We start from the raw sequence: 23,715 nt of genomic DNA, 5'->3' as shown, positions 1-23,715 counted from the left end.
AGTTAATTAAAAACACCATCTATTATATGGAAGGCACCGTCGCTGAATGCAAACGGGAAATATTCATAGTCAGGCACCACATTACGCACTGCCCCTCCCTTCCACTGCACAGACAAAGAAGAACCATTGTCATTGTAATTTACAGTCGCACCGTTTATCGCCTGATATGCTCCTGTCAACCACGTATCCGATCCAATATAAGGACATCCGGACACCTGCGGAGTAGATTTAGAATTGAAAATATAGTTCGTCAGATATGTCCTCAAAGCATCGGCATCGGTAACAGTAGCATTTAGAACTCCATCAGCACCGACAGAACCTTCTATTCCCGGAATCCCTCCTTCTTGCAAAGCTTTTGCCAATACATCATTAGAAGGAATAAAAGCTACGATACGACCTGACAGTTCTGTCCACCATGCATACGTTTTGCCATCCTCCATAAGATGGAACATATCAGCTACTCTCATCAATTGCGCAAAAACAAAATAAGGATATTTCTTTTCAACTGCAGAAGTTAACAGACTTTTCATCGTTTTTCCTGTAGTATAGCCGAATACACCTGCATCATTTGCTGCATATGCATACACTTTCCCATTATTCCAGTCAGCTCCATCATTTTTCACTTCTTCTACATCAACAAAAAGTGAAGAAAGGGTTGTTTCATCCGGAGTTAATCCCAAAATACTGTTAAAATTATCATTTGTAGCAACCTTTCCATTCCTCACGAACCAATATGTAGCAGAATTTTGAGTCGAGAACACACCTCTTGTCTGTTTTTTAAGGTCTATTTCACCGGCGACAGTATGTACATTCAAGATTTGCCGCAAGGTAGACGTAGAAACGGCTTTATAACTATCATCATCACCCGGCTCTCCTAACATATATTCTACTCCGTTAGGAACTAATTTCATATCACTGATTTCAAAATTTTCGTTACTCGTTATCAAGAAGGTATACTTAGTAACATCCGAACTATAAATCTGCAACATACCAGCTTGATATAAAGTATACAAAAAGTCAACATACTTTGCATTAAGGAAAGTCGGACCTATGACAGATTGGAACATATCCGGCATTTCTAACTTATCCAGCCCATAAAAACTACCATTCACACAAATACTTTTATCTTTTACTGTATACGGGTCAAACGAATAAGAAGTACCATAATTGTTTTTAAGGGTTTTCACTTCGTCAGGGAAAACAATTGAACCACCATATACACATTGATCAATCAAGAGTTTAACAGGCAATGGATCTACATTGGATAGTGTCGGATAACCATTCGGCAACCAATACTTTTTATGGAAGTCATCAAAAGCATTGTTCGAAGGAGCAAAAACACTATATGAGATAGATGCCAATTCTGGAAATAGACGGTAATTAGAAACAGGCCATTCCAGAGCAATATTAGCCAAACCATAGTTTTGGTGTTTATGCAGAAAGAGACTATCTACTCCTACAGCATTACTATAGTTATTAGACAGATCTTGGTCGTATTCATAAGTACTATATGTATTGTAGAAGTCTAAAAAGTCAGAATATTCTGTTTTTTTCTTCATTGCATCATAAATTGTCTCAAGTGGTTCTAATACCTTATTAATAGTATATATATAGCCATTATTGGCTATAATCTGATAATTTGTAACGCTTGCATTAGATACATTGAAACCGTCATCCCCTGTCCATGTGGAGTTTGGATAAAAATATTCATAGTTCTTTTTGGCATCAATACCTTTTGACTTGAATATGTTATGAGAAAAAACCGGAAGAAAACGTTCTAAATGATAAACTGTTACTGTTTTCTTATTTATCTGGTCGACTTCTGTTGTTACAGGGCTAGTACTATGCGTACGAAACTTGTAGTACATTCCCGGTTGTAGCATTCCTAATTCTTCTTCATCCTCCCCCATCGAATTGTTTTCTGGGCGAAAATTCTCAAGGTCGCTCTTATTATAAGAGTAATAGATCAAGTGAAAACCAATTAACTTCTTTAAGTCGTCTGTTGGTATATCCTTCACCGAAACATAACCTTTCTTTTCAAGATAGTCAGCAAAGGCATCATTATCCGGTGCCATAACCGTAGCTATACTTTTCCCATCAAGTACAGGACGAAAACCAGATAATTCCGCAGCCTCCAGAAACATAGAATATTTACTTCCGTATTCATCGGAAGAAAGAACTTCCCAAGCCGTACCTTTCAGCCATGCCGGTTTTTCATAGTGTTCATCCATCTTGTCTTCACAGGACAGGAAAAAGGAAGAGAGGAACAATAGTAGCAGCAAATGCCGCTTTCGAATCATTGCATTTCTCATAATACTAAAAATTATATTAAGTTATAATTAAAAATCTGCTAAAAAGAAGTTTGGTATCGTGGCTAACAAAAAAAGACTTGCGCTCGATGTTAATAACTGCATAGATTCATATACATTCATATAGTTTCCGTAGTTTTTCATAATGATATAGTAATATTAAGTTAAACAAAAGTTAGATTAATGATAGAGAGTAAAAAGTCTGTTTGTGAGCATGTTATAAAAGGCACTATAAAATATTTTGTGTAAATGGAAATACGGGATTCAAGTTTGAGTCTCGTATTTTTTATTTTATACATTTGCAAAATGAAGAAAATTATGAAAGAAAAGAATCAAGTAGTGCCCGATGAAGTGTTAAGCAAGGAATTCCTTAGCCAGTTCAAGACAGAAGCCGATGTAAGCAAGTTCCTGAAGCAGTTGCATGCCCAGGTATTGGAAAAGATGCTTGAAGGTGAAATGGATGCTCATTTGGGCTATGAAAAGAATTCTGTAGCCGGTAATAACAGTGGTAATTCACGCAATGGCAATTATCCAAAGAAAATCCAAACCGAACATGGAGAAGCTGTCATTTCTATTCCCCGTGACCGCAATGGCCAGTTTGAGCCGATAGCAGTGCCCAAGCATGAAAGCCGTGGACTCTCGATAGAAAAGCTTGTTATCTCCCTATATGCCAAAGGGATGAGTGTTTCTGATATAGAAGAAGAAATGCGTGAGATTTATGAAATAGAACTCTCTACGTCAGCCATTTCCATTATTACAAACAAGGTTAACCAGGCTGCTCAGGAATGGCAGAACCGCCCTTTGGATCCTGTTTATCTTATAGTCTGGATGGACGGTATCGTCTTCAAGGTACGGGATAACGGCAAGATCATAAACAAGACCGTTTATCTTTGTGTAGGACTGAAACAGAACGGCCTAAAGGAAGTTCTTGGCATGTGGGTAGGCAAATCGGAAAGTTCTTCTTTCTGGATGGGTGTCCTGACTGATTTAAAGGCACGTGGAGTACAGGATATATTGATTACCTGCACCGACAATCTGAATGGATTTACGGATACCATCCGTACCGTATTCCCACAATCATCCACTCAAATCTGTGTGGTACATCAAATCAGAAACTCCTGTAAATATGTCGTTTATAAGGATAAAAAAGAGTTTACGGCGGATATGAAAAATATCTATAATGCACCCAACAAAGAGGTTGCAGCAGCGGAACTTGACAATTTGGAAAAGAAATGGGGAGGAAAGTATCCTTATGCCATACTTTCATGGAGAAACAACTGGGATGACCTGACTGTTTTCTTCCAGTTCCCGCTGGAAATCAGAAAAATAATCTATACCACAAATCTCATTGAAAACCTGAACGGGAAAATCAGGAAGTATACAAAATCAAAGCTTTCATTCCCTTCGGATGATGCCGTCAAAAAGACCGTCTATCTTTCACTTATGGAGATTGAGAAGAAATGGACACAGCCTATTCATAACTGGGGATTGATTATGAATCAATTTATGCTTATTTTTGAAAACAGAATCCAGATATAAGAAGAAACTTACAACTGAATCCTGTTTCCATTTACACAAAATTTTGGACAGTGTCTTATAAAAAGCGTGAGATTGCCTTTAGACAATTAAAAAGCAACTAAAATGATAGGAAGTAGTTATTCTGAAATCAAATCGATATACCTTGCAGCAGAGTAAAGTTATAATAATTGGTCCAATATTTCCCTGAATACTTTATCTGCATGTTCTTGCATTATTTTTATATAATTAAAAATAGGGCGATTACTTTTCATACTATGCCCTATACAGTATTCTATTTTCTCAATTTGTATCCCCAAATTATACCCATGCTGTGCAAATGTTTTTCGAGCAGAGTAATAAGTAACCTTCTTTTTTATACCAGACATCTCTGCTACCTTATTTATATTACGAAAAATTAAACTGTATACCTGTTTATAAGATAAATATTTTCCAAATCTCAGTTCACCTTCCTTCGTCAAATATCTATTAAGAATCTCTTTTGCCTCAGGCTGCAAAGAAAATGCTATTTCATTTATTCCTTTTTTTCTGTTACGAGTTTTATGGCGTACATATCTTATATAATCTTTATCTTTAAAATTGTATTCCAATAAATCCTTCAGATTAATCCCGCCTAAATAATAAGTAAGCATAAAAATATCTCTGGTAATACTTAAGGAAGATTTCAGAAACATTGTATCTCTAATACTTTTCAGTTCATCTACTGACAAATCAAGATCCCTAATATTACATTCCGGCATTTTAAAAAGAACAAAGGGATGAATATGATAAGTCACATAGTTCATTTTACTTGCATAATTCAATATAACTTTTATCAGAGTGAGATAGATTCTTATAGTCGTATCAGTTAACCCTTCCTTATACAGATTTTCTGCGAACTCTTGTACATGAAGAGGGGTGAGTTGGATTAACGGAAAGTCGCCCTTCATATATTTAATAAACCTCTCGCTTGCTATTTTATATAGGCTATGAGATTTATGTCTTTCTTCCCCTGCCATAAAACTTAAGTATTCTCTTGCTATTGTCTGGAAAGTTATTCCTTTCTTTTTCTGTTCATAGGTAATAATATGTATTAGTTCAGTACACGAGATTGTAGACAAATAACCGATGGAAGCAAGAATTTCCTCGTATTCATCGATAATTCTTCGCAAACATGAGTTTATGTTTGCTGCATTTTCGTGTCTTATTACTCTGCCATTTTTTAGCTGACTTGCGGAATCCAATGTAAATTGAGTAGGAATGTATCTGGTCTTAGACCGATGCGCTACTGCTATCCTTATCCGATGCCTGCCATTTGCCAACTTCTTAGTTGGCACAATTACAATTGAAAAATTTGCCATATTGCTTTTAGGGTTTTGTTTTATAAATAACTATTCTCCATACAACGAAAAAGGAATAAAATCCTCTCTGAACACTCTTTCTTAATAAAAAAATGGATTCATTGCATGGATTTTCGTGCAAAAGACGGTATTTTCCATGCTTTTGTACGATTCTTCATTGGTATTTCTTCACTAACTCCTTATGTTTGCAACAGTTTTTCACAGGTATTTATAATAAAGTACCTTTCGAAAACAGAATCTAACTTTTGTTTAACTTAATTGGATTATATGAAAAGAGCAACCAATGTGACAACTTGTTTACGCACACAAATCTCTTCTGATGATGCAACTTGTATCAACTGTGACATTTGTGTGCAATATTAATTTCATAAGTACGTGAGAAACATCTTAGTTATTATTGAAATATTTATTTTTTAGTATTATGAAAAACTTAACGATTATGCGAAGGCTGCTATGGCTGTCTTTTATTCCATTTTTCCTATGGTCCTGTGAGGATAAGATGGATGAACATTATGAAGTTCCCGGGTGGGTAAAAGGAAGCGCTTGGGAATTACTTTCGGATGAAAGCATGGACGGACAATTTTCCATGTTCCTTGAAGCAGCAGAACGTGCCGGTTATTATGAAATCATGAACGGTAGAGGATTAATGACCGTTATGGCACCGGACAACAATGCCTTTACTGCTTATCTGTCAGAACATAATTATTCGACAGTACAAGATGTTCCTGCCAGGGAACTGAAAGAACTAATCGGATTCCACCTACTTTATTACTCTTATAATAAAGGTAGTATGGAAAATTTCCGTCCTGAAGGTGAAGGAGCCTACGATGAAGGTACCGAAATTCTTGATCCGGGATTATACTACAAATTCCGGACACGCAGTTCAGGGGAACCGACAAGAGAAGTTGATCCTTTAACAGGCAAATCAGTCACAGTTTATCATCTGGAACGATTTGTCCCAGTCTTTTCACATTATTTTTTCTCATCTAAGAAAATAGATGCAAAAAAGAATTACGAAGCTTTCTATCCTAATTCAACCTGGACCGGTAATGACGGATTTAATGTTTCGGAAGCATCTGTGAAAGAATATGGCTTAATAGCCAACAATGGCTACATCCACACGATCAACAAAGTTTTGGAACCTTTGGGATCTATTTACGACCAACTTAAATCTAATACAGAATACTCTGATTTTCTGGCTATGTATGACAAATTCTCCATCTATACGCCCAACGATGAACTTACCCAAAAATATGGTAGCGCATTGAACGCGGATACGTTATATTTGCATAGCCACAGATCTCCATTAGCTCCTATTGCAATGGAATGGTATAAATATGACTATCAACGCCTGGACACATTAGCTTATCGTGCATATAGTTTATTTGCCCCCAATAATACGGCATTAAGTGAATTCTTCAATTCATACTGGAAAAACAGTGGTTATGCAGACTACAATTCTCTTGATCCGTTGATCCAGACTTTATTCTTGAATGAATATGTATATAGTGGTTCAGTAGCTTTTCCTGAAGAAATTGTTAATGGCACAGTTACTACCGCTTCGGGTACAAAATACAACTTTGACCCTTATGCATCGGACGTAAACAGAAAGATGTGTGTGAATGGCAGCTTTTACGGTTTAAGCAAGATACAGACTCCGATTCTTTTCAACTCCGTATCCGGTCCTGCTTTTCATGAAAAAAGATTCCTGAATTTCCTATATGCAATGAATGGCGCTAATCTGTTAAGTTCATTCGGAGCAGAAAACGAGAAATACACATTACTGATTCCAGACAACTCCGCATTCGAAGCAGACGGCATCTTCCTGAATTATTATGCTGAAGGAGGAAAACTGGAACAGAAACCCGAAGGAGAATGGGAAGCTGTTTCTTCTGACGAATTGCAACGCATCATACGAGCTCATACTGTAATGAGTGAGGAAGTAGAACTTAAAAAGCAGGGAACACAGATCGTACCTATTCAGTCCGCTTTCTGCTACTGGTTTGTAAAGGATGGAAAGATAACATGTAGTAATCATTTCAATGGTGTCCTGGAGCCGGGCAGTACCATTGACCCGTTTGTCGGATTTGAAGAAGTCACCAATAGCGGTAAACCATGGGCTAATGGAAAGACTTACACGTATAAAGCAAACGCTATATCCGGATTGTTTGAAGCTGAAACTGAGGACGGTCAGGGAAGCAGTCTGCAAAAAGCATTAGCTATCTGCCAGGATACACGTTATCCTTATTATTGCTTTGCCCAGTTGTTGAAACAAGCTGATATGATTTCCGGAGAAACAATAGCAGGACTGGCCGGTCGTACCATTGCTTTTATTCCGACCAATGAAACATTAAAGAATGCATTGGCAGGCAAAGAGATTCCCGGAGCAGACAAACTGATGGTCTATGAAGATGGTTCATTAGGTTTGATTGATTCCGGCAATGGACTGACCAGTGACGAAAAGATTGAGCTAAAGAAATACATCAGTAATTATTTCCTTGTAGCCTCTTCCGTTCCTTCAGCTTGTTATCCGGGTTCGAAGATGGAAAACGGCGAATATGTCAATTACAGCGGAAATACAATTGTTTATAAAGATTTGGGAACTTCTCTCTCAATCCAACTTAAGGACGGTACCAAAATAGTCCAAGTGTCTGGAAAATATAATTATTTCCCATTCTGTTATAACGACGGATGTTTCCATTTTATCGAATCTCTTCTTATGTAATTTGAATTTTAAGAATTATGAAGTTAACAAAATTATATTTTTCTGTAGTCATACTTCTTTGTACTGTAGGAGAAGTAGTGGCACAGACACAGCAGATTATCATCGGTAATGTGACGGAACTCTTTGGGAAAAGTGCAGAACCTTTGATTGGTGTTAATATTAATATTATGAACTCACAGGAACGTTCATTGGGAGGTACTGTTACCAACATGAACGGTCAGTACAGATTGGCTATTCCTGAAAAAGAGAAAAATCTGACTCTCGTGTTTTCTTATATTGGAATGAAAACAAAGAGAATAAAGTATACAGGACAAAAATCACTGAATGTCACAATGGAATCGACGTCTGAGGCAATAGGCCAGGTTGAGATTGTGGCTGAACGTAAAGACCGTAATGACTTGGGAGTAGGACTGAAAGAACAGACTTCTGCTACACAAAAAATTAATATGGAAGATCTGGTAGCTACCTCTCCTGTGACATCTGTCGAAGAAGTTTTGCAAGGACAATTAGGAGGTGTGGATATCACATTAAGTGGTGATCCGGGAGCAAAAAGTACTATATTTATTCGTGGTGCCAGTACATTGAATGCCTCTTCCGACCCTTTGATCGTTATTGACGGTGTACCCTACTCAGATAGTAACACCAGTGATTTTGATTTTGCAACAGCCAATGAGGAAGATTTAGGAGCACTCTTAAACATTTCACCGAATGACATCGAATCGGTAGAAGTACTGAAGGACGCCTCAGCTACAGCTGTATGGGGAACCAAAGGAGCCAACGGTGTATTGATCATTACTACCAAAAAAGGATCAGTAGGCAAAACTCGTTTCTCTTTCTCTTCCAAGTGGACTGCTAAAGTAGAGCCCAAGACAATCCCGATGTTAAACGGAGACGAATATGTCGCCTTAATGCAGGATGCTATTTGGAACAGTGCCAATTATGTAGGTGTAAGCCATGCATCTAATTACCTCCGTCTGTTGTTCAACACACCGGAAATCGGAGATAATCCGGATTGGCAATATTATGATGAATACCATCAGAATACCGATTGGTTAGATTTAGTACGCCAAAATGCTTTATCTTCCGATAACAGTTTTTCTATGAGTGGAGGTGGCAACAGAGCAACTTATCGTCTTTCTTTGGGCTATGCAACTGATGACGGAACAACAATCGGTACTTCAATGAATCGTTTTAACTCTACATTGCGTATTGATTATAATTTCTCGAAGAAATTGAGATTTGGTGCTAACGTTACCTATACTCAAACCGATAAAGATGCAAACTGGGCTACCACCGTTCGTTCTGAAGCCTTTAAAAAGATGCCTAATAAGTCACCTTATGTGATTGATGATGCAACTCATCTTCCGCTGGATCAATATTTCACTCGCCAAACCACTGATTGGGAGGGCGTATTCAAAAGTAATGATACAGGAAGTAATGCAACTAACTACAATCCGGTAGCTATGGCAAAAGAATCAAAGAATAATACACTTCAACGGGAAACCAGAGCTATTATTGATGCCAATTATAAAATATTACCAGGATTCACTTACAGCGGTTATGTATCTATCAAGATGAATACATCTAAAAACACCAAGTTCCTGCCACAATCTGTAACAGGTTCAGTTTGGATGAACGCTTTTGCCAATCAAGCTTATGATGGAATGTCCGAAAGTTTGTCTATACAAACAGAAAACAAACTTCAGTTTATGAAAAACTGGAATGGCAAACACAATTTGATCACCAACCTGCGTTGGAATACCAGCCAGTCTACAAGTTCCAGCTACGCTAGTAAAACATCCGGAATGGCCTCATCCGGGTTATCCGACCCAATAGTAGGAACATCTGTACAGAGTATGGGGTCAGGCGAATCCGAAGGTCGCAGCATTTCTGGAATGGGAATGATTAACTATACATTGTTAGGACGTTATGTATTCCAGGCATTGTTAAACATAGAAAGCAGTTCGGCAATGGGACGCAACCAACGCATGGGTTATTTTCCCGCATTTGGTGTAAACTGGAATATTCAGGACGAACCTTTTCTTGCTGCTGCAAGAGAAAAGTGGTTGGATTTGGCAAAAATACGTCTGAGCTATGGAGAAAGTGGTACACCTCCTAAAGGAAATTCGGTATATATGGGGGCATTTAAATCAACAGGAGATAATTATATGAATATGTCTTCCATTGCTCCCAACCGTATGCAATTGGATCAATTAAAATGGGAATCTCTTAAGGAATATAATATTGGAGCTGATTTCGGTTTCTTACACAACCGTTTGAGATTTACTTTTGATTACTATTGGAGGGACAGAGAAGACATTTTGAACAAAAATTACAGAATACCTTCTACAACAGGATTTTCTAATATTGCCTACTTCAACTCGGGAGCTACCAGAAACCAAGGATGGGAATTCCGTACAGATTTGGTTTTCTTTGAAAATAAAGATTGGCGCGTAAGTGGTTATTTTAATGTATCACGCAACAAGAATAAAATCACAGAATTACAGTCTGGTGTAACAGAAGGAATAAAGAATGCCGATGAAGTGAAAAATGGAGAATATGCATATATTACACAGGTTGGCCGTCCTATCGGTTCATTCTTCGGTTATCGTTATAAGGGTGTTTATCAGAATAAAGACGCTACTTATGCTCGAGATGCAGAAGGTAATGTCATGAATGACTTGAAAGGTAACCCCATTGTGATGAAAAACGGTTCCTATCTATGCTATCCCGGTGATGCAATGTATGAGGACATTAATCATGACGGTGTTATTAACAAATACGATATTGTTTACCTCGGCAATACTCAACCATTAGTAACCGGAGGTGGAGGAGTAACTGTCAAATACAAACAAGTGACTCTAAGTGCTTTCTTCCATGGACGTTTTGGACAATCTATCGTCAATATGGCTCGTATGAACAACGAATCCATGTATGGCTCAAGCAATCAAAGCAAAGCTGTACTTCGTCGTTGGAAGAACGAAGGGGATAATACGGATATACCTCGTGCTTTGTACAATGAAGGACGAAACTATCTGGGATCAGACCGCTTCGTAGAAAAAGCTTCTTTCGTACGTTTGAAATCAATGACATTAAGTTACGGATTCCCAAGAAAGATTTGTAATAGATTTAATGTAAATTCATTAAGTGTATTCGTAACGGGATATAACTTGTTTACATGGACTAACTATACAGGACAGGATCCGGAAGTATCTGTAAAAGATAATCTGGCCATAGATACAGCTACGACCCCTGTCGCTAAGAGATTTTCTTTCGGTTTAAATATGAGTTTCTAATACTATTCAGATATGAAAAAGATATTAATATGTTTATTCGCTTTCGGGAGTTTACTTTGTGGCAGTTGTAGTGACTGGCTTGAAGTTTATCCTAAAAATGAGCAGATAACAGCTAATTATTGGAAAGCTAAAGAAGATGTAGAAGCGGTATTAGCTTCAGGATATTCATCTTTGCGTGCCTGTACCCGGACACTGGTTGATTGGGGAGAGCTACGAGGTGCTTCTATCTACGCCTACAGTGATACTAAAAAACAGAAATTGCAGAATTTCCAGATTACGGCTTCTGACGCTTTATGCAGTTGGGCATCCATATACAAAATACTGAATATGGCCAATTCTGTGATTAAATATGCACCGGAAGTACAAGCTAAAGATAAAACCTATCTGGAAGTCACCATGAATTCACATTTAGCCGAAGCTTATTTCTTACGCGGATTGTGCCATTTCTACTTGGTTCGCAACTTTAAAGAAGCTCCGATTGTAACAGAACCTTATGTAGATGATTCTGCTCCTTACGATATCGCAAAATCTTCAGAAGAAGATATGATCGCTCAGATTAAGTCGGACATTCAAACCGCACTGGATAGCGGAGCTGCTAAAGAGTTTTTTGAAGATGACCAATGGGAAGGTGCCAGTAAAGGGCGTGCTACTAAATGGGCGTTGTACGCTTTGATGGCAGATGTTTGCTTGTGGAGCGAAGATTACGACGGCTGTATAGAATATGCCAATCAGCTGATTAATGCGACAGCTACACGCCGCCCCGTATTCATGGCAGTTCCTGAACAGTGGATCACTATCTTTACTCAAGGAAACAGTAATGAATCCATCTTTGAGATCAATTGGGACGAAAAGAATTTTGCCCAACAGGAAGAAAACAAAGGGACCTCACCTTCTTACTACTTTACACTCAGCGCTACCGCACCATATCTATATACAGAAGCCATGTGCGAAGATTTATATAATGAAAGTATCGAGAATGGCGCTGGTGATATTACCGCTTCCGTACGTGCTAAATGGGGAGCATATGCAGACTTGGATGCAACAGGAACAGCAGATAAAAAACAGTATTGCGTCTGGAAATACAAAGGATCGGAATATCAGGATTTAAGCCAGGTACGTCCGAATGACGATGCCAACTACATCATTTACCGTATGGCCGAAATCTTATTAATGAAAGCAGAAGCACTCATCTGGAAAGACGCTGCCGGTTATGAAGAGGCATTGGAAATCATTAATAAAGTACGCAACCGTGCCCGGTTAAAAGACCTGGACTTAACTGCTGAATCTGCAACAGAAGAAGAAATGCTGCAAGCCGTACTGCATGAACGTAATATAGAATTTGCCGCAGAAGGAAAAAGATGGTATGACCTGGTTCGCTTCGGTAAAATGAAAAATTACAGGTATAAAGATTCATTTATTGAAATGATTGTAACCTACAATTCAACGGCCAACGTATCTTGGCTGCGTTCTGTATTGAGTAATGAATATGCTTGGTATCTGCCGATCAGTCAAAGTGAAATTGATGCCAATTTATTGTTAGTTCAAAATCCGTATTATGCGGGTGTAACCGATTAATTATATTGCTATGAAAAATTTGATTAGAATTTGTATATTGATCATTGTCGCTGCTGTTTATTCCTGCGACGATCCTTATAAGGATGAAACTTTTGCAGTATATGACATGCAACCTATTTCATCTTACCTGAGCACCCGCCCTGATGATTTTTCAGAATGGATCAAGGTTATGAAATATGCAGATATGTATAATGCAGTGAATCAAGCAACTGCCAAATTAACCCTATTCGCTCCTACCAATCAGGCTATGGAAGCTTTCTATCAGGAAAAGAAAGTTTCTTCGGTAGAAGAATTAGGAAAAGTCTATGTAAGACAGCTGGTACAATACCATTTGGTGAATGATACGATCACATTGGAAGAATTTTCCAAAGGTGGAGAGTTGGAAGACAAGACTCTGTCCAATGATATACTGGAAGTAACCTTTAATGCAGACGATGCGTCTGAAGGAGGATTTAACGCTATGTATATGAATGGAGAAGCGCACGTAAAAGAACTGGCGATACATACTTCCAACGGCTTTGTTTATGTATTGGATGATGTAATGCGTCCGATGGTTGAAAGTGTTTATCAGAAATTATTCGAGAACAATAAGAATAACATTCTTGCAGAAGCGTTGAAACGAACCGGATGGCATGACACTTTGAATATCATTGCTGACACCATCACGATGCCCGACGGGACCAAACAGGAAGTACGACGGAACTATACTATATTGGGAGTGCCCGATGACGTTTTCCAAAGTAAAGGGATTTCTTCATGTGACGACTTGGTAAAGAAGTTGGGAGCCGGCGAAGACTATGAGAATAAGAACAATACACTGAATCGTTATGCAGCTTATCACATTCTGAACGGACGTTACAAGGTCGATAATCTCAAAAAGTTTGATGTAGATACAGTAGCAACTTGTAAGATATGGGGAACCGCTTGCGAAAATGCAGCTATTAAAATATCTCAGGAAGCAGATGACAATTATTACTTAAATTATGATGGCGGCAGTGAAATGAGAACCGTTTTCCGTGAAAGCGACTGCGACTATCAGACAAAGAACGGTTATATACAACAGCTGGAAGGCCTGCTTCCTATTTGCAAGGATCTTAAGCCATTTATCATTTACTGGGACTTAGCCGACTATCCGGAAGTAGCCAACTATATTGGTTCTAACGGAGTAGATGGACAGATCTTCCAACAAGAAATAGATGCAAAAACAGAACCGTCAACAGAACTGAAAGATGCCAAACTGGCATGTTATGAATATAAAGTAGGTTCTCAAGGAATGCCGGTTAGTAACTTTGGTAATCTGGCCTACAGAACTCTGCGCAGTAATGCAAACTATGATAATCAAGATAAAACTAGAAGATTCTTACATGGTGATTTACTGACAGTTTCACTGGGTTATAAAGGATGGGTACAAATGAAATCTCCTGTTATGATTCCCGGAAAATATAAAGTGACCTTACGTTATTTTTATGCTAACAGTATGAAGAATTTCCGTTCCTACGGTAGTGGAAGTAATGGAGGACAAATAGATGTGGAATTTCCCGAAATGGAGAATGTAAGTTCCGTATCTTACCCTCTGTACTCCAGCCTTCCGAGCGACACAGACGTTAATGGCAATTATCTGGTAACTATGGGGTTATTTGATACAGTATTATACGATGTAATAGAAATTCCCGATATGAAGGAATATACGATGAGAATCACCTTAAATGATCCGGCGGCCAGTATTTCAAAAGACTTCCGCATCCAGGTCGATTATATTTTGTTTGAACCAATAAATTGAATCAGATTATGAAAGTATATAAATATATCTTATCCGCTGCAATCATATGGGGAGGATTGATGGTTTCTTGTACGGACGAATGGGATAACCATTACAATAAGCAGGCAACTGTCATCAATAATGAGGAAATGACTATTGTGGACGCACCAGCTATTGAATATTTAGAATCACAACAATCATACAGTTCTATATGCAATCTGTTCAAAGAGACAGGTATCTTTAAAGAAATGGAAGCTGCCGGAGTATCTTACACACTTTTTGTCGTTGACAATGCGCTAATGACTACTATGAGAAGCTCGGACGACGGCATCGACGAAGAGAAAGCCTACATGGCAAAAAGTCATATAACGACTGCCTCCCTTTCTCCAAATACCATCGAAGACGGTCAACGCCTGATGATGTGGAACGGAAAATATGTGATGATTAACAAAACAACATCAGAAGAAAACGGATCACAGGAAATTATTTTCAACAGCAACTGTAAAGTAAAGAAAGTGGTAAAGGTGAACAATGGCTATGTTTATGAATTAGATAACATTATTGTTACTCCTAAATCATTGTTGGAAACCATAGAAGGTTTATCAGACGAGTATTCCATATTCAAAAATGCAATCCTCTCAAGAAACATAAAGATTTTCGACAGGAACAACAGTCTTAGTATTGGAGTAGATGAATCAGGAAATACAGTTTATGACTCTGTGTTCACTATAAAAAACCCTTATTTTTTAGATAAGGGGTTGGATTTAGCATCTGAAAGCAAAAAAATAACTGTTCTTATTCCATCTGATGAGTTAATAAAAAAAGCTTTAGATGAAGGTAAAGCAAAACTTAAAAAGTGGAAAATCGAGCGTCCGGATTCTATTTTGGAAAACTGGTGCTTTCAAGCAATGTTTTTCAAAGATGTAGAATACGATAAAGAGGTGTTCGAAAATCCCCTAAAACCTGATCTTACCTCCGCTTTTGGCAAGCAATGGAGAACTACTGTTAATAAAGTAGATCTTAACAATCCAATAAGAATGAGTAATGGGATTGCTTATTACATCACTTCTTTAAAATTGCCACAAAAAGATGTATTAATATGGCGTTTCAAAGATCTCTTCAAATGGTATAAATATATGAGTGAAGAAGATAAAAACAGATATTTCGCATGTACTAACTTAGTCCCATATACAGGAACAACGCGCGTAGAAGTTAAACCATGGACTCCAGGATATGGATGGCCTGAAATTAGTAACGAATATTTATGGCTTACAGCTGAAGACCCCAATAATAAAGTTACTATATTAGATTTCACTGCATTTAAATTTGATTTGCATAATGATAACTCTTATGACGTTGAACCATACATAATACCTCCTGGTGAATACACATTTCATTTTGGTGTAGGTAAGAATACAAACATGAAAAATGACTGCGACATTTATATCAATGGGAAACTTTTAGGAACGATAGTAAGATCCAAGTGGAGTAGTTATTCTCACGATCGTGGCGGCGGTGGAGCTCCGGAATTCTACCCATCAAGCTTAAATAATAAGTATGACAGAGATGGTGGAGAAGTCGGAACATTTACAATTGAAGGAGACGAACCTGTTGAACTTCATGTAAAATTTGTGGCTACACACAATGGAGGAACATCATTTAATCCCGAACATTGGTGCATCCGCCCGACTGCAAATTGTTATTAATCTAGATAAGGAATGATATGAAAAATATAAAAAGAATACTTGCAGTTGCATTACCATTGTTGTTTGCAACTTGCATGTACGGACAGAAAAACTACAAACTGACAGGTAAGATTATCTCTGCCACTAATAAACCTATAGCAGATGCTGTAGTGTCTGTACAAGATACCTTGAATGCGACTACTAAAGCCGATGGAGAGTTCACTTTTAAATTAAGAGACAAATCCGGAGTGATATCAGTTTGGGCACCCGGTTACCTTCCCGTTCGGCAATTGCTGAACGGAAGAACGGAAGTGGTGATCATGATGATTTCAGACAATCAGTACAAACACAACGAACAAGTTGTGCTACCCTTCCGGGGAGATAATACAGAGATTTCCGATTATACTGCTGCAACGAATATTGCAAAGAAGGATTTCCTGTTAGGAAGTGCTAAGATTGACCGGGCTTTGACAGGACAAGTAGCGGGTTTACAAGTGAAACGCGGTAGCGGTATGCCGGGCGAAGGCAGTTATTATAATCTCCGGGGTATCCGTTCACTGACAGGTGACAACGCACCATTGATCGTAGTCAATGGTGTACCCTACTTGCCGGACAAAAATGAATCACCGATCATCGGAGGCTTAACACGTGATATCTTTCAGGCATACAATATCAATGATATCCAGAATATCACAGTACTGAAGGGAGCAGAAGCCGCCATGTATGGTTCAATGGGATCGAACGGAGTTATTTTAATCCAGACAGATGGTGCCAGCTCCAACGACATGGAAACCAAAGTTAGTTATTACGGACAATACGGTGTAACCTGGAGTGACAAACGCATTCCTCTGCTGGGTGGAAAAGATTATTTGAACTACCTGACAGACGCGGGTATGACATATTATAGTGATATGGATAAATTCTATAGCAACTTTCCTTTCTTGAAAGATCCTAATAACCCATTGTATCTCAACACTTATAATAATCAAACAGACTGGCAGGATTTGATGTACAACACAGGGTATGCGACTGATCATCTTTTCCGTGTAGAAGGTGGTGACGAAATTGCCAAATATGACCTTTCGTTAGGATATTCCAAAGAAAACGGTCTATATGAAAGCACCAGTACAGAACGTTTCCATACCCAACTGAACGGTAATATCCTCGTAAGCAAGAAAGTGGATATCTTTGCCACTATCGGACTGGCTTACTTAAACGGACATTTTCAGGAACAAGGGATGAACATCAAAACCAACCCTATCCTGGCCGCCTATGCACAATCACCGGTACTAAGTCCGTACAACAAGGATAAGGATGGAAATATATTAAGTACGTATTCACCTTACTATTTCGGTAAATGTACAACCATGGATTTTGCAATAAGCAACCCATTGGCCATCGTCAATACGTTAGATGCGCACAACCGCCAATATGATTTAACTCTGAGAGCAGGTGTAAACTATACCCCACTGCCCGGATTGGTATTCACCGGATTGATAGGAATGTACTATAACTATGACAATGAGTCTATGTTTATCCCCGGATTGACGGACAAAACAATCGTTCCCATATCAGACACTTATGGTACAGCAAACAACATGGTTCGTTCCGGTGTGGGTGAAACCAGCAATATGTATTTGAATCTGAATGCGCGTTATTCTAAAATGTTCAATCGTATCCACCAGCTGAATGCCATCGCCGGTGCACAGATCCTCACCACCAAAAACGAGTTTGATGTGGGTGAAGGACGTAACACGGATAATGACTTTTATCAGACACTGGGCAATACACAAGCCGACGGACGTCGTTTTTATGGTTACTTGAATAAGTGGAACTGGATGAGCTATTACGGACATGCGGACTATACTTACAACAATCTGGTACAGGCATCTGTCAATGTATCAGTAGACGGAGCATCGTCTACAGGAACAAGTGCCAATCGTTTCTATGTGTATCCGTCTGCAGGAGTAACCTTGTTGGGCAAAGGCTGGAAGCCTCTTCAAAATTCAGCATGGATCAACAAGCTAAATGTACGTGCTGAATATAGTTTGACCGGTAATACCCGCTTCGCAAGCAACATGGGTACGTTCTATTACTCATCAGCCGCTTACCAGGATATCTCCGCCATTGCACGCGTCAATGTACCGAACACACATTTAAAGCCGGAAAAGAATGCTTCCCTTAATTTAGGACTGGATCTGTCATTGTTCCGTAACCGCTTAAATGTATCTTTTGATTATTTCAACAATAAGATCAGTGATATGATCTGTATGCAGCCTACATCGTCCATATACGGTTCCGCACCTTACTACGCTAATGTCGGCAAAATGGACAATAAAGGAGTGGAACTTTCCGTGCAAGCCTCATTGGTTCGCACCCGCGACTTCGAATGGATTGTAGGAGGTAATATCGCTCATTACGACGACAAGATCACTTCGTTGGGCGGTGAAGAAAGAATCATTAACGGAAACTGGATAACAGAAGTCGGAAAGTCGCCCTATCAGTTCTATGGATATCAGGTAGTAGGCGTATTCTCCACACAGGCAGAAGCTGAAGCTGCTAATTTAATGGCAGATAACGGTAACTATTTCCGGGGCGGAGATATGCATTATGTAGATCAGAATGGAGATCATAGAATCGACAGCAAAGACCGTGTCGCTCTAGGAAGTGCAGCTCCCGATTTCTTCGGAGGTTTCTATACTCAATTTAAATACAAAGGATTTGCACTTGGTGCCGAGTTTAGCTATTCTAAAGGCAATATGGCATACAATGCCGTACGAAATCAGCTGGAAGGCATGAATACCCTGGGCAACCAAAGTATCGCCGTACTGAATCGCTGGTCACTGGACGGACAAGTAACCGATATGCCACGCGTACAGCACAATGACCCTTATCGCAGTACTTCATTCTCTGAAAGATGGTTGGAAGATGCTTCTTATCTTCGTATGAAAAGCGTGACTTTGAGTTACAGTTTTGATAAAACCGTACTTAATTTCTTCCGTTCAGGTACCTTGTACGTATCAGGCGAAAACCTTTTGACAGCAACGAAATACCTGGGACTAGACCCGGAATTCTCTTACTCTTACAGCGAAACGTCTCAAGGACTGGATTATGCAAAGATGGTGCAACCGAAATCTGTAAAATTTGGTGTTAATTTGAAATTCTAACGACAATGAAAAAGAATATACTATTAAAAAGCATGTTGTGTGGTATAGCCATGATGGGGCTTAGTGCCTGCTCCGACTTCTTTGAACCGGACAACAACACAATGCTGAAAGGAGATGACTATATAAAGGAAGCCAGTGAAATGTATGCAGGCTTTCTGGGAGTCGCAACGAAAATGCAGGCTATTGGCGACAAAGCCATTTACCTGACTGATTCCCGGGCTGAAATGATGATTCCTACTGACAGAGATGTCGACATGTATGCGTTATCCAATTATGAATCGGACCTGACAGGCAATAAATATGCCGATCCGGCCAAATATTATGATTTGATCATCTCATGCAACGATTATCTTCAGAAAATCTATGAATTCAAACAGGCACATCTCTACAGCATCGATATGGAGCACTACAAAGGATTAGTTGCCAGCACTGTAAGAGTAAAAGCATGGGTATATCTTACTATGGCGAAAATCTATAACGAAGTCGTTTGGTTTGACGATCCGATGCACGAAATGAAAGATTATTCCCAATATCCCAAACTGAACTTAGACCAGACAATAGCCAAATGTGTGGAATATCTGAAAACAGGCTTCGACGGAGTTGACGGAAATCATACCATGCCATGGACAGAATGGATCGCCTCAGACAGTTCACTTTCAGCAGGTGACTATACATTTTGGGACCTTATGACCCCGGAATATTTCGCATTGGCAGCAGAACTCGCTTTATGGCAAGGAAGATGGCAAGATGTCATTGATCTGATTCTGCCTAAAATGAATGAAGCATTTGCTTCTGCCTCTAGTTACACCAAATGGATGTGCCAGGCCAACTACCACAACGCTTATTCAAAAGTGTTCAGAGGAGATAATCCTAATGGACAAGCGGCAGTTTCAGTAATCACGTATGAATACAAAAAGAATCAGACAAATGCAACCAAGCAGAATCTTTATTCCGCTCCTATCCTGAGACCATCAGAATTAGGCATAGCACGTTATTCTGACAAGAATTTTAATCCGAACGCTTTCACTTCGGAAGATTCCCGTGACGGACGATTCAACACTCACTTCAGTCAGGATTCATATGGCAACTGGAGAATGCAGAAATGGAGTTACGCAGCCGATAACTTTATTTATATTTATCGTAACGTAGAACTTTACTTCATGCTGATCGAAGCATTCAACCATCTTCCCGAACGTTCTGAAGAAAGATATGTGTTAATGAACGAAGGAGTGAGCAGCTATTATCCGGACGGAGGAGTTACTTATCCGGGATTCACCAATGACTGGACACGTGTAGGTGGTGCCGTCACACATGCTTATGCTGATACCGGCATGCGTGGAACATGGGGAGCATCCAGTACAAGTAAAGGTCTATTATGCCGTGACATGAAAAAAGAACCGGGTAATGAACGTCATAATGATATCGAGCTCCTGAAAGAAATCTGTCTGGAAATGCCATGTGAAGGCAAAACGCTTCCGGTCATGATACGTATGGCAAAACGCTATAATGACCCTACTATCATCTCTGATTTAGTTTGTTCCAAATATAGCGAAGAAAATGCAGCAACAGCTGCCAAAGTTCGTGCTAAGATCGAAAGTGGCGACTATTTTGTTCATTGGGACATTGATAGTACCTCTTCTACTCATTAATTTAATTATAGCTGGGGTTGACTTTTTAGTCAGCCCCACTCTATTAAATACTGCAAGCATAAGAACTGATACAAACAAAGCAATCAGCAAGAAAACGAACACTAATACTATTGGAATATGAGAAAAATATCTGCTTTACTATTACTGGCGCATATATTAGTGTTGCCTTTAGTTGCCCAATCCCAATCGACAAAGGTCCTGTCTGACTATATCAAAGAGATCAATCAATTCAACAAACGCAACCCTCAGGAAAAAGTATATCTGCATTTCGATAATACCGGCTACTTCTTAGGCGATACCATCTGGTTTAAAGCATACAATGTTTTAGCAGAACACCACCGTTTCAGTCCGTTAAGTAAGGTACTGCATGTCGAGCTTCTGACCCCACAGGGAGAAGTGATAGCCAATCGGAAACTAATGATAGAAAATGGTCAATGTCATGGCGAATTTCCATTAAAAAGGATTTACCGTAGTGGTTTCTACGAAGTTCGTGCTTATACACGAGGTATGCTGAACTTTGGAGATGATTGTGTCTTCTCCCGCGTCTTCCCAGTTTACGATGAACCGGAAAAGGACGGTAACTACTCCGAAAAAGCAATGGACAGTGGCTTTGGAGTAAAGAATAAGCGTAAAATAGAAAAGAAAGGAGATAAAGTTAATATCGCTTTTTTTCCCGAAGGCGGTAATGCAGTCGTCGGATTAGCTTCACGCATCGGCTTTAAAGCATGGGGAGAAAAAGGGGAAGATCTTCATATAACAGGCGCTGTCTATAATTCATCTGGCAACTCAGTTTCCTTCCTGTCAACCTATAATCAAGGCATGGGCTTCTTTGAGCTATTACCGGAAACGACCTCCTACAAAGTAATTGTCGAACATGAAGGTAAAAAGTATGACTTTAATTTCTCGGACATACTTCCAGTTGGCTATGTAATGCGCATAAATGATAGCAATGAAGAAGCATACCAGATAGAAATCTCCAAATCCCCTGTCCTCCCCCGTGACACCATCGCAGTATCCGTATCTTGTCGTGGAACAGTCTATGCAGTAGAGGCTATGAGGCTGGCAGATGCTCCTTACGTTTTCCAACTGCCCAAATCCCGTCTTCCGGCCGGTTGTATACAATTCACCTTATACGACAAAAAAGGGAATATCCTTGCCGAGCGCCTCTCATTCAATACACATCCTTTAAAATACCATCAGCTGTCCGCCCAGACAGAGAAACCGACTTATGCACCTCTCGAAAAAGTAAATATGGGCCTTTCACTCAACGATTCCGACGGGAATCCGGTTGAAAGTACTTTTTCCATCTCTGTGCGTGATGCCGGTACGGAGATTTACACTTCGTATCAAGACAATATATTGACCGACTTGCTACTTTCTTCTGATATAAAAGGATATGTAGCCAATCCTATGCAATATTTTGAGAAAGACGATCGCGCCACCCGAATGAAGTTAGATTTATTGATGATGGTTCAAGGTTGGTGTCGCTATGACTGGCAGACGATGGCAGATATATCACCTTTCAGAGTAAAACATTATATCGAACAAGCCCTTCCGATAAACGGTAAAATAATGGAGATGCTCAGAAACAAGACAAAAGCATATGCGGATGTCATCTTCTGGATGAACCAAGACAAGTCCAGCTTTCACAGCCATTGCAAAACAGATGCTAATGGTCTCTTCTATTTCATGCTACCGGACAGTGCCAAACTTGAAGGTAAATGGCAACTCAGCCTGTCTGTTACAGAAAAGAAAAAGCTGAAACACTGCCGGATTATGCTGGACCGTCATTTCAGTCCTGTTCCACGTAGTTACTCCTACTCTGATTTATTGGTAAAAGATACGGTTACAGTTCTCTCGGACGAGTATGAGGACAGCTTAAAACAACATTTTGTTGATGAAATGCAATATCTGCCGCAAGTCACCATTAAAAAACAGAGAATCAAAAAAGAATTATCTCCGGAGTTCGTTTATGATGTGGAAAAAGATGTCAACGAACTGATTGATTTAGGTAAGAACTATCCCGGAACCCTGGGAGAATATATGGAAAATTACATTCCACATTTGCGAAGAGACAGCGCAGATGGTCCCTTTCAATATGCCGGTAAAAACATCGTTTACTTTTTCGAAATAGAGAAAGGAGCGACTCGCTACCCGGCAAGAGGGTTATCTCCGGAACAAATGCCTATTGAGAATATCCGGCAGATAACCCTTTATGATCGTTACGCACAACTTTGGGCCGTCAAGAAAATCAAAGAAGAGGGAATTGAAGCCGCCTCTCCGTCAGATATAGATCTGGCAACAGTAGCTTCTTTGTCCAACACTCCTGTCATCATTATGGTTCATCCATACAATGATGGTTTACATGACGGCTATCAGAAAGGAATCCGTCATACTTTCTATTACGGTTATTCACAAGTGAAAAAGTTCTATCATATTAACCACAGCAACAGTGTACCCGGCGATATTGATTTTCGCCGTACCTTGTATTGGAATCCGAATGTAAAAACCAACAGCCAAGGCAAAGCACAAATTAGTTTCTATAACAATACCACATGCCGACGGATGAAGGTTAGTGCGGAGGGCCTGAGTGACAAAGGAATACCTGTTATAACACAAGAGTAGATAATAGATGCTAAACCAACATTCAGTTATTATACTTTTATAGAACCAT

General features: G+C 39.3%; 11 protein-coding genes. 9 read left to right on the top strand and 2 right to left on the bottom strand.

Annotation, left to right across the window (positions count from 1 at the left end; genetic code table 11):
* Nucleotides 1-2 precede the first annotated feature (2 nt).
* On the bottom strand, nucleotides 3-2,300 hold the full coding sequence (locus DW640_RS00530; protein WP_225651597.1) for a fasciclin domain-containing protein: 2,298 nt from the start codon (nucleotides 2,298-2,300) through the stop codon (nucleotides 3-5).
* A 327-nt stretch (nucleotides 2,301-2,627) separates the two neighbouring features.
* On the opposite strand from DW640_RS00530, the gene DW640_RS00525 reads away from it, so the two are divergent.
* Entirely contained in the window at nucleotides 2,628-3,848 is a 1,221-nt protein-coding gene (locus DW640_RS00525) for an IS256 family transposase (protein WP_370448808.1), read from the top strand.
* A gap of 158 nt (nucleotides 3,849-4,006) precedes the next feature.
* On the opposite strand, the gene DW640_RS00520 is transcribed toward DW640_RS00525, so the two are convergent.
* Nucleotides 4,007-5,185, bottom strand: coding sequence for a phage integrase SAM-like domain-containing protein (locus DW640_RS00520; RefSeq protein WP_117576859.1), 1,179 nt, complete (start codon nucleotides 5,183-5,185; stop codon nucleotides 4,007-4,009).
* A gap of 421 nt (nucleotides 5,186-5,606) precedes the next feature.
* Between DW640_RS00520 and DW640_RS00515 the strand changes: the two genes are divergently transcribed.
* The 8 genes from DW640_RS00515 (at nucleotide 5,607) to DW640_RS00480 (ending at nucleotide 23,666) form a co-directional block, all read left to right on the top strand.
* On the top strand, nucleotides 5,607-7,910 hold the full coding sequence (locus DW640_RS00515) for a fasciclin domain-containing protein (protein WP_225665145.1): 2,304 nt from the start codon (nucleotides 5,607-5,609) through the stop codon (nucleotides 7,908-7,910).
* Nucleotides 7,911-7,927: 17 nt separating this feature from the next.
* Nucleotides 7,928-11,206 carry a SusC/RagA family TonB-linked outer membrane protein gene (locus DW640_RS00510; RefSeq protein ID WP_117576857.1) on the top strand — a complete coding sequence of 1,093 codons (3,279 nt, stop codon included), beginning with the start codon at nucleotides 7,928-7,930 and terminating at the stop codon, nucleotides 11,204-11,206.
* Nucleotides 11,207-11,218: 12 nt separating this feature from the next.
* A complete protein-coding gene (locus DW640_RS00505) occupies nucleotides 11,219-12,781 on the top strand; it encodes a RagB/SusD family nutrient uptake outer membrane protein (RefSeq protein WP_117576855.1) in 1,563 nt (520 codons plus the stop codon).
* A 10-nt stretch (nucleotides 12,782-12,791) separates the two neighbouring features.
* The gene (locus DW640_RS00500) at nucleotides 12,792-14,561 is read left to right on the top strand and encodes a DUF5108 domain-containing protein (RefSeq protein WP_225665144.1); all 1,770 of its coding nucleotides are present in this window, start codon (nucleotides 12,792-12,794) and stop codon (nucleotides 14,559-14,561) included.
* Nucleotides 14,562-14,569: 8 nt separating this feature from the next.
* The gene (locus tag DW640_RS00495) at nucleotides 14,570-16,246 is read left to right on the top strand and encodes a fasciclin domain-containing protein (protein ID WP_117576996.1); all 1,677 of its coding nucleotides are present in this window, start codon (nucleotides 14,570-14,572) and stop codon (nucleotides 16,244-16,246) included.
* A 17-nt stretch (nucleotides 16,247-16,263) separates the two neighbouring features.
* Nucleotides 16,264-19,392 carry a SusC/RagA family TonB-linked outer membrane protein gene (locus DW640_RS00490; protein WP_117576851.1) on the top strand — a complete coding sequence of 1,043 codons (3,129 nt, stop codon included), beginning with the start codon at nucleotides 16,264-16,266 and terminating at the stop codon, nucleotides 19,390-19,392.
* Nucleotides 19,393-19,397: 5 nt separating this feature from the next.
* Nucleotides 19,398-21,041, top strand: coding sequence for a hypothetical protein (locus DW640_RS00485; protein WP_233525414.1), 1,644 nt, complete (start codon nucleotides 19,398-19,400; stop codon nucleotides 21,039-21,041).
* Between the two features lie 117 nt (nucleotides 21,042-21,158).
* A complete protein-coding gene (locus tag DW640_RS00480; RefSeq protein WP_117576847.1) occupies nucleotides 21,159-23,666 on the top strand; it encodes a hypothetical protein in 2,508 nt (835 codons plus the stop codon).
* Nucleotides 23,667-23,715: the final 49 nt, after the last annotated feature.

This window comes from Bacteroides sp. AM23-12, from assembly GCF_003434395.1.
Taxonomy (GTDB): domain Bacteria; phylum Bacteroidota; class Bacteroidia; order Bacteroidales; family Bacteroidaceae; genus Bacteroides; species Bacteroides thetaiotaomicron.
This window is presented reverse-complemented; position numbering and strand designations above follow the sequence as displayed.

Bases quoted from the DNA above. Each gene is read 5' to 3' on its own strand.
- DW640_RS00530 (WP_225651597.1), bottom strand. From the start codon at position 2,300: ATGATTCGAAAGCGGCATTTGCTGCTACTATTGTTCCTCTCTTCCTTT.
- DW640_RS00525 (WP_370448808.1), top strand. From the start codon at position 2,628: ATGAAAGAAAAGAATCAAGTAGTGCCCGATGAAGTGTTAAGCAAGGAA.
- DW640_RS00520 (WP_117576859.1), bottom strand. From the start codon at position 5,185: ATGGCAAATTTTTCAATTGTAATTGTGCCAACTAAGAAGTTGGCAAAT.
- DW640_RS00515 (WP_225665145.1), top strand. From the start codon at position 5,607: ATGAAAAACTTAACGATTATGCGAAGGCTGCTATGGCTGTCTTTTATT.
- DW640_RS00510 (WP_117576857.1), top strand. From the start codon at position 7,928: ATGAAGTTAACAAAATTATATTTTTCTGTAGTCATACTTCTTTGTACT.
- DW640_RS00505 (WP_117576855.1), top strand. From the start codon at position 11,219: ATGAAAAAGATATTAATATGTTTATTCGCTTTCGGGAGTTTACTTTGT.
- DW640_RS00500 (WP_225665144.1), top strand. From the start codon at position 12,792: ATGAAAAATTTGATTAGAATTTGTATATTGATCATTGTCGCTGCTGTT.
- DW640_RS00495 (WP_117576996.1), top strand. From the start codon at position 14,570: ATGAAAGTATATAAATATATCTTATCCGCTGCAATCATATGGGGAGGA.
- DW640_RS00490 (WP_117576851.1), top strand. From the start codon at position 16,264: ATGAAAAATATAAAAAGAATACTTGCAGTTGCATTACCATTGTTGTTT.
- DW640_RS00485 (WP_233525414.1), top strand. From the start codon at position 19,398: ATGAAAAAGAATATACTATTAAAAAGCATGTTGTGTGGTATAGCCATG.
- DW640_RS00480 (WP_117576847.1), top strand. From the start codon at position 21,159: ATGAGAAAAATATCTGCTTTACTATTACTGGCGCATATATTAGTGTTG.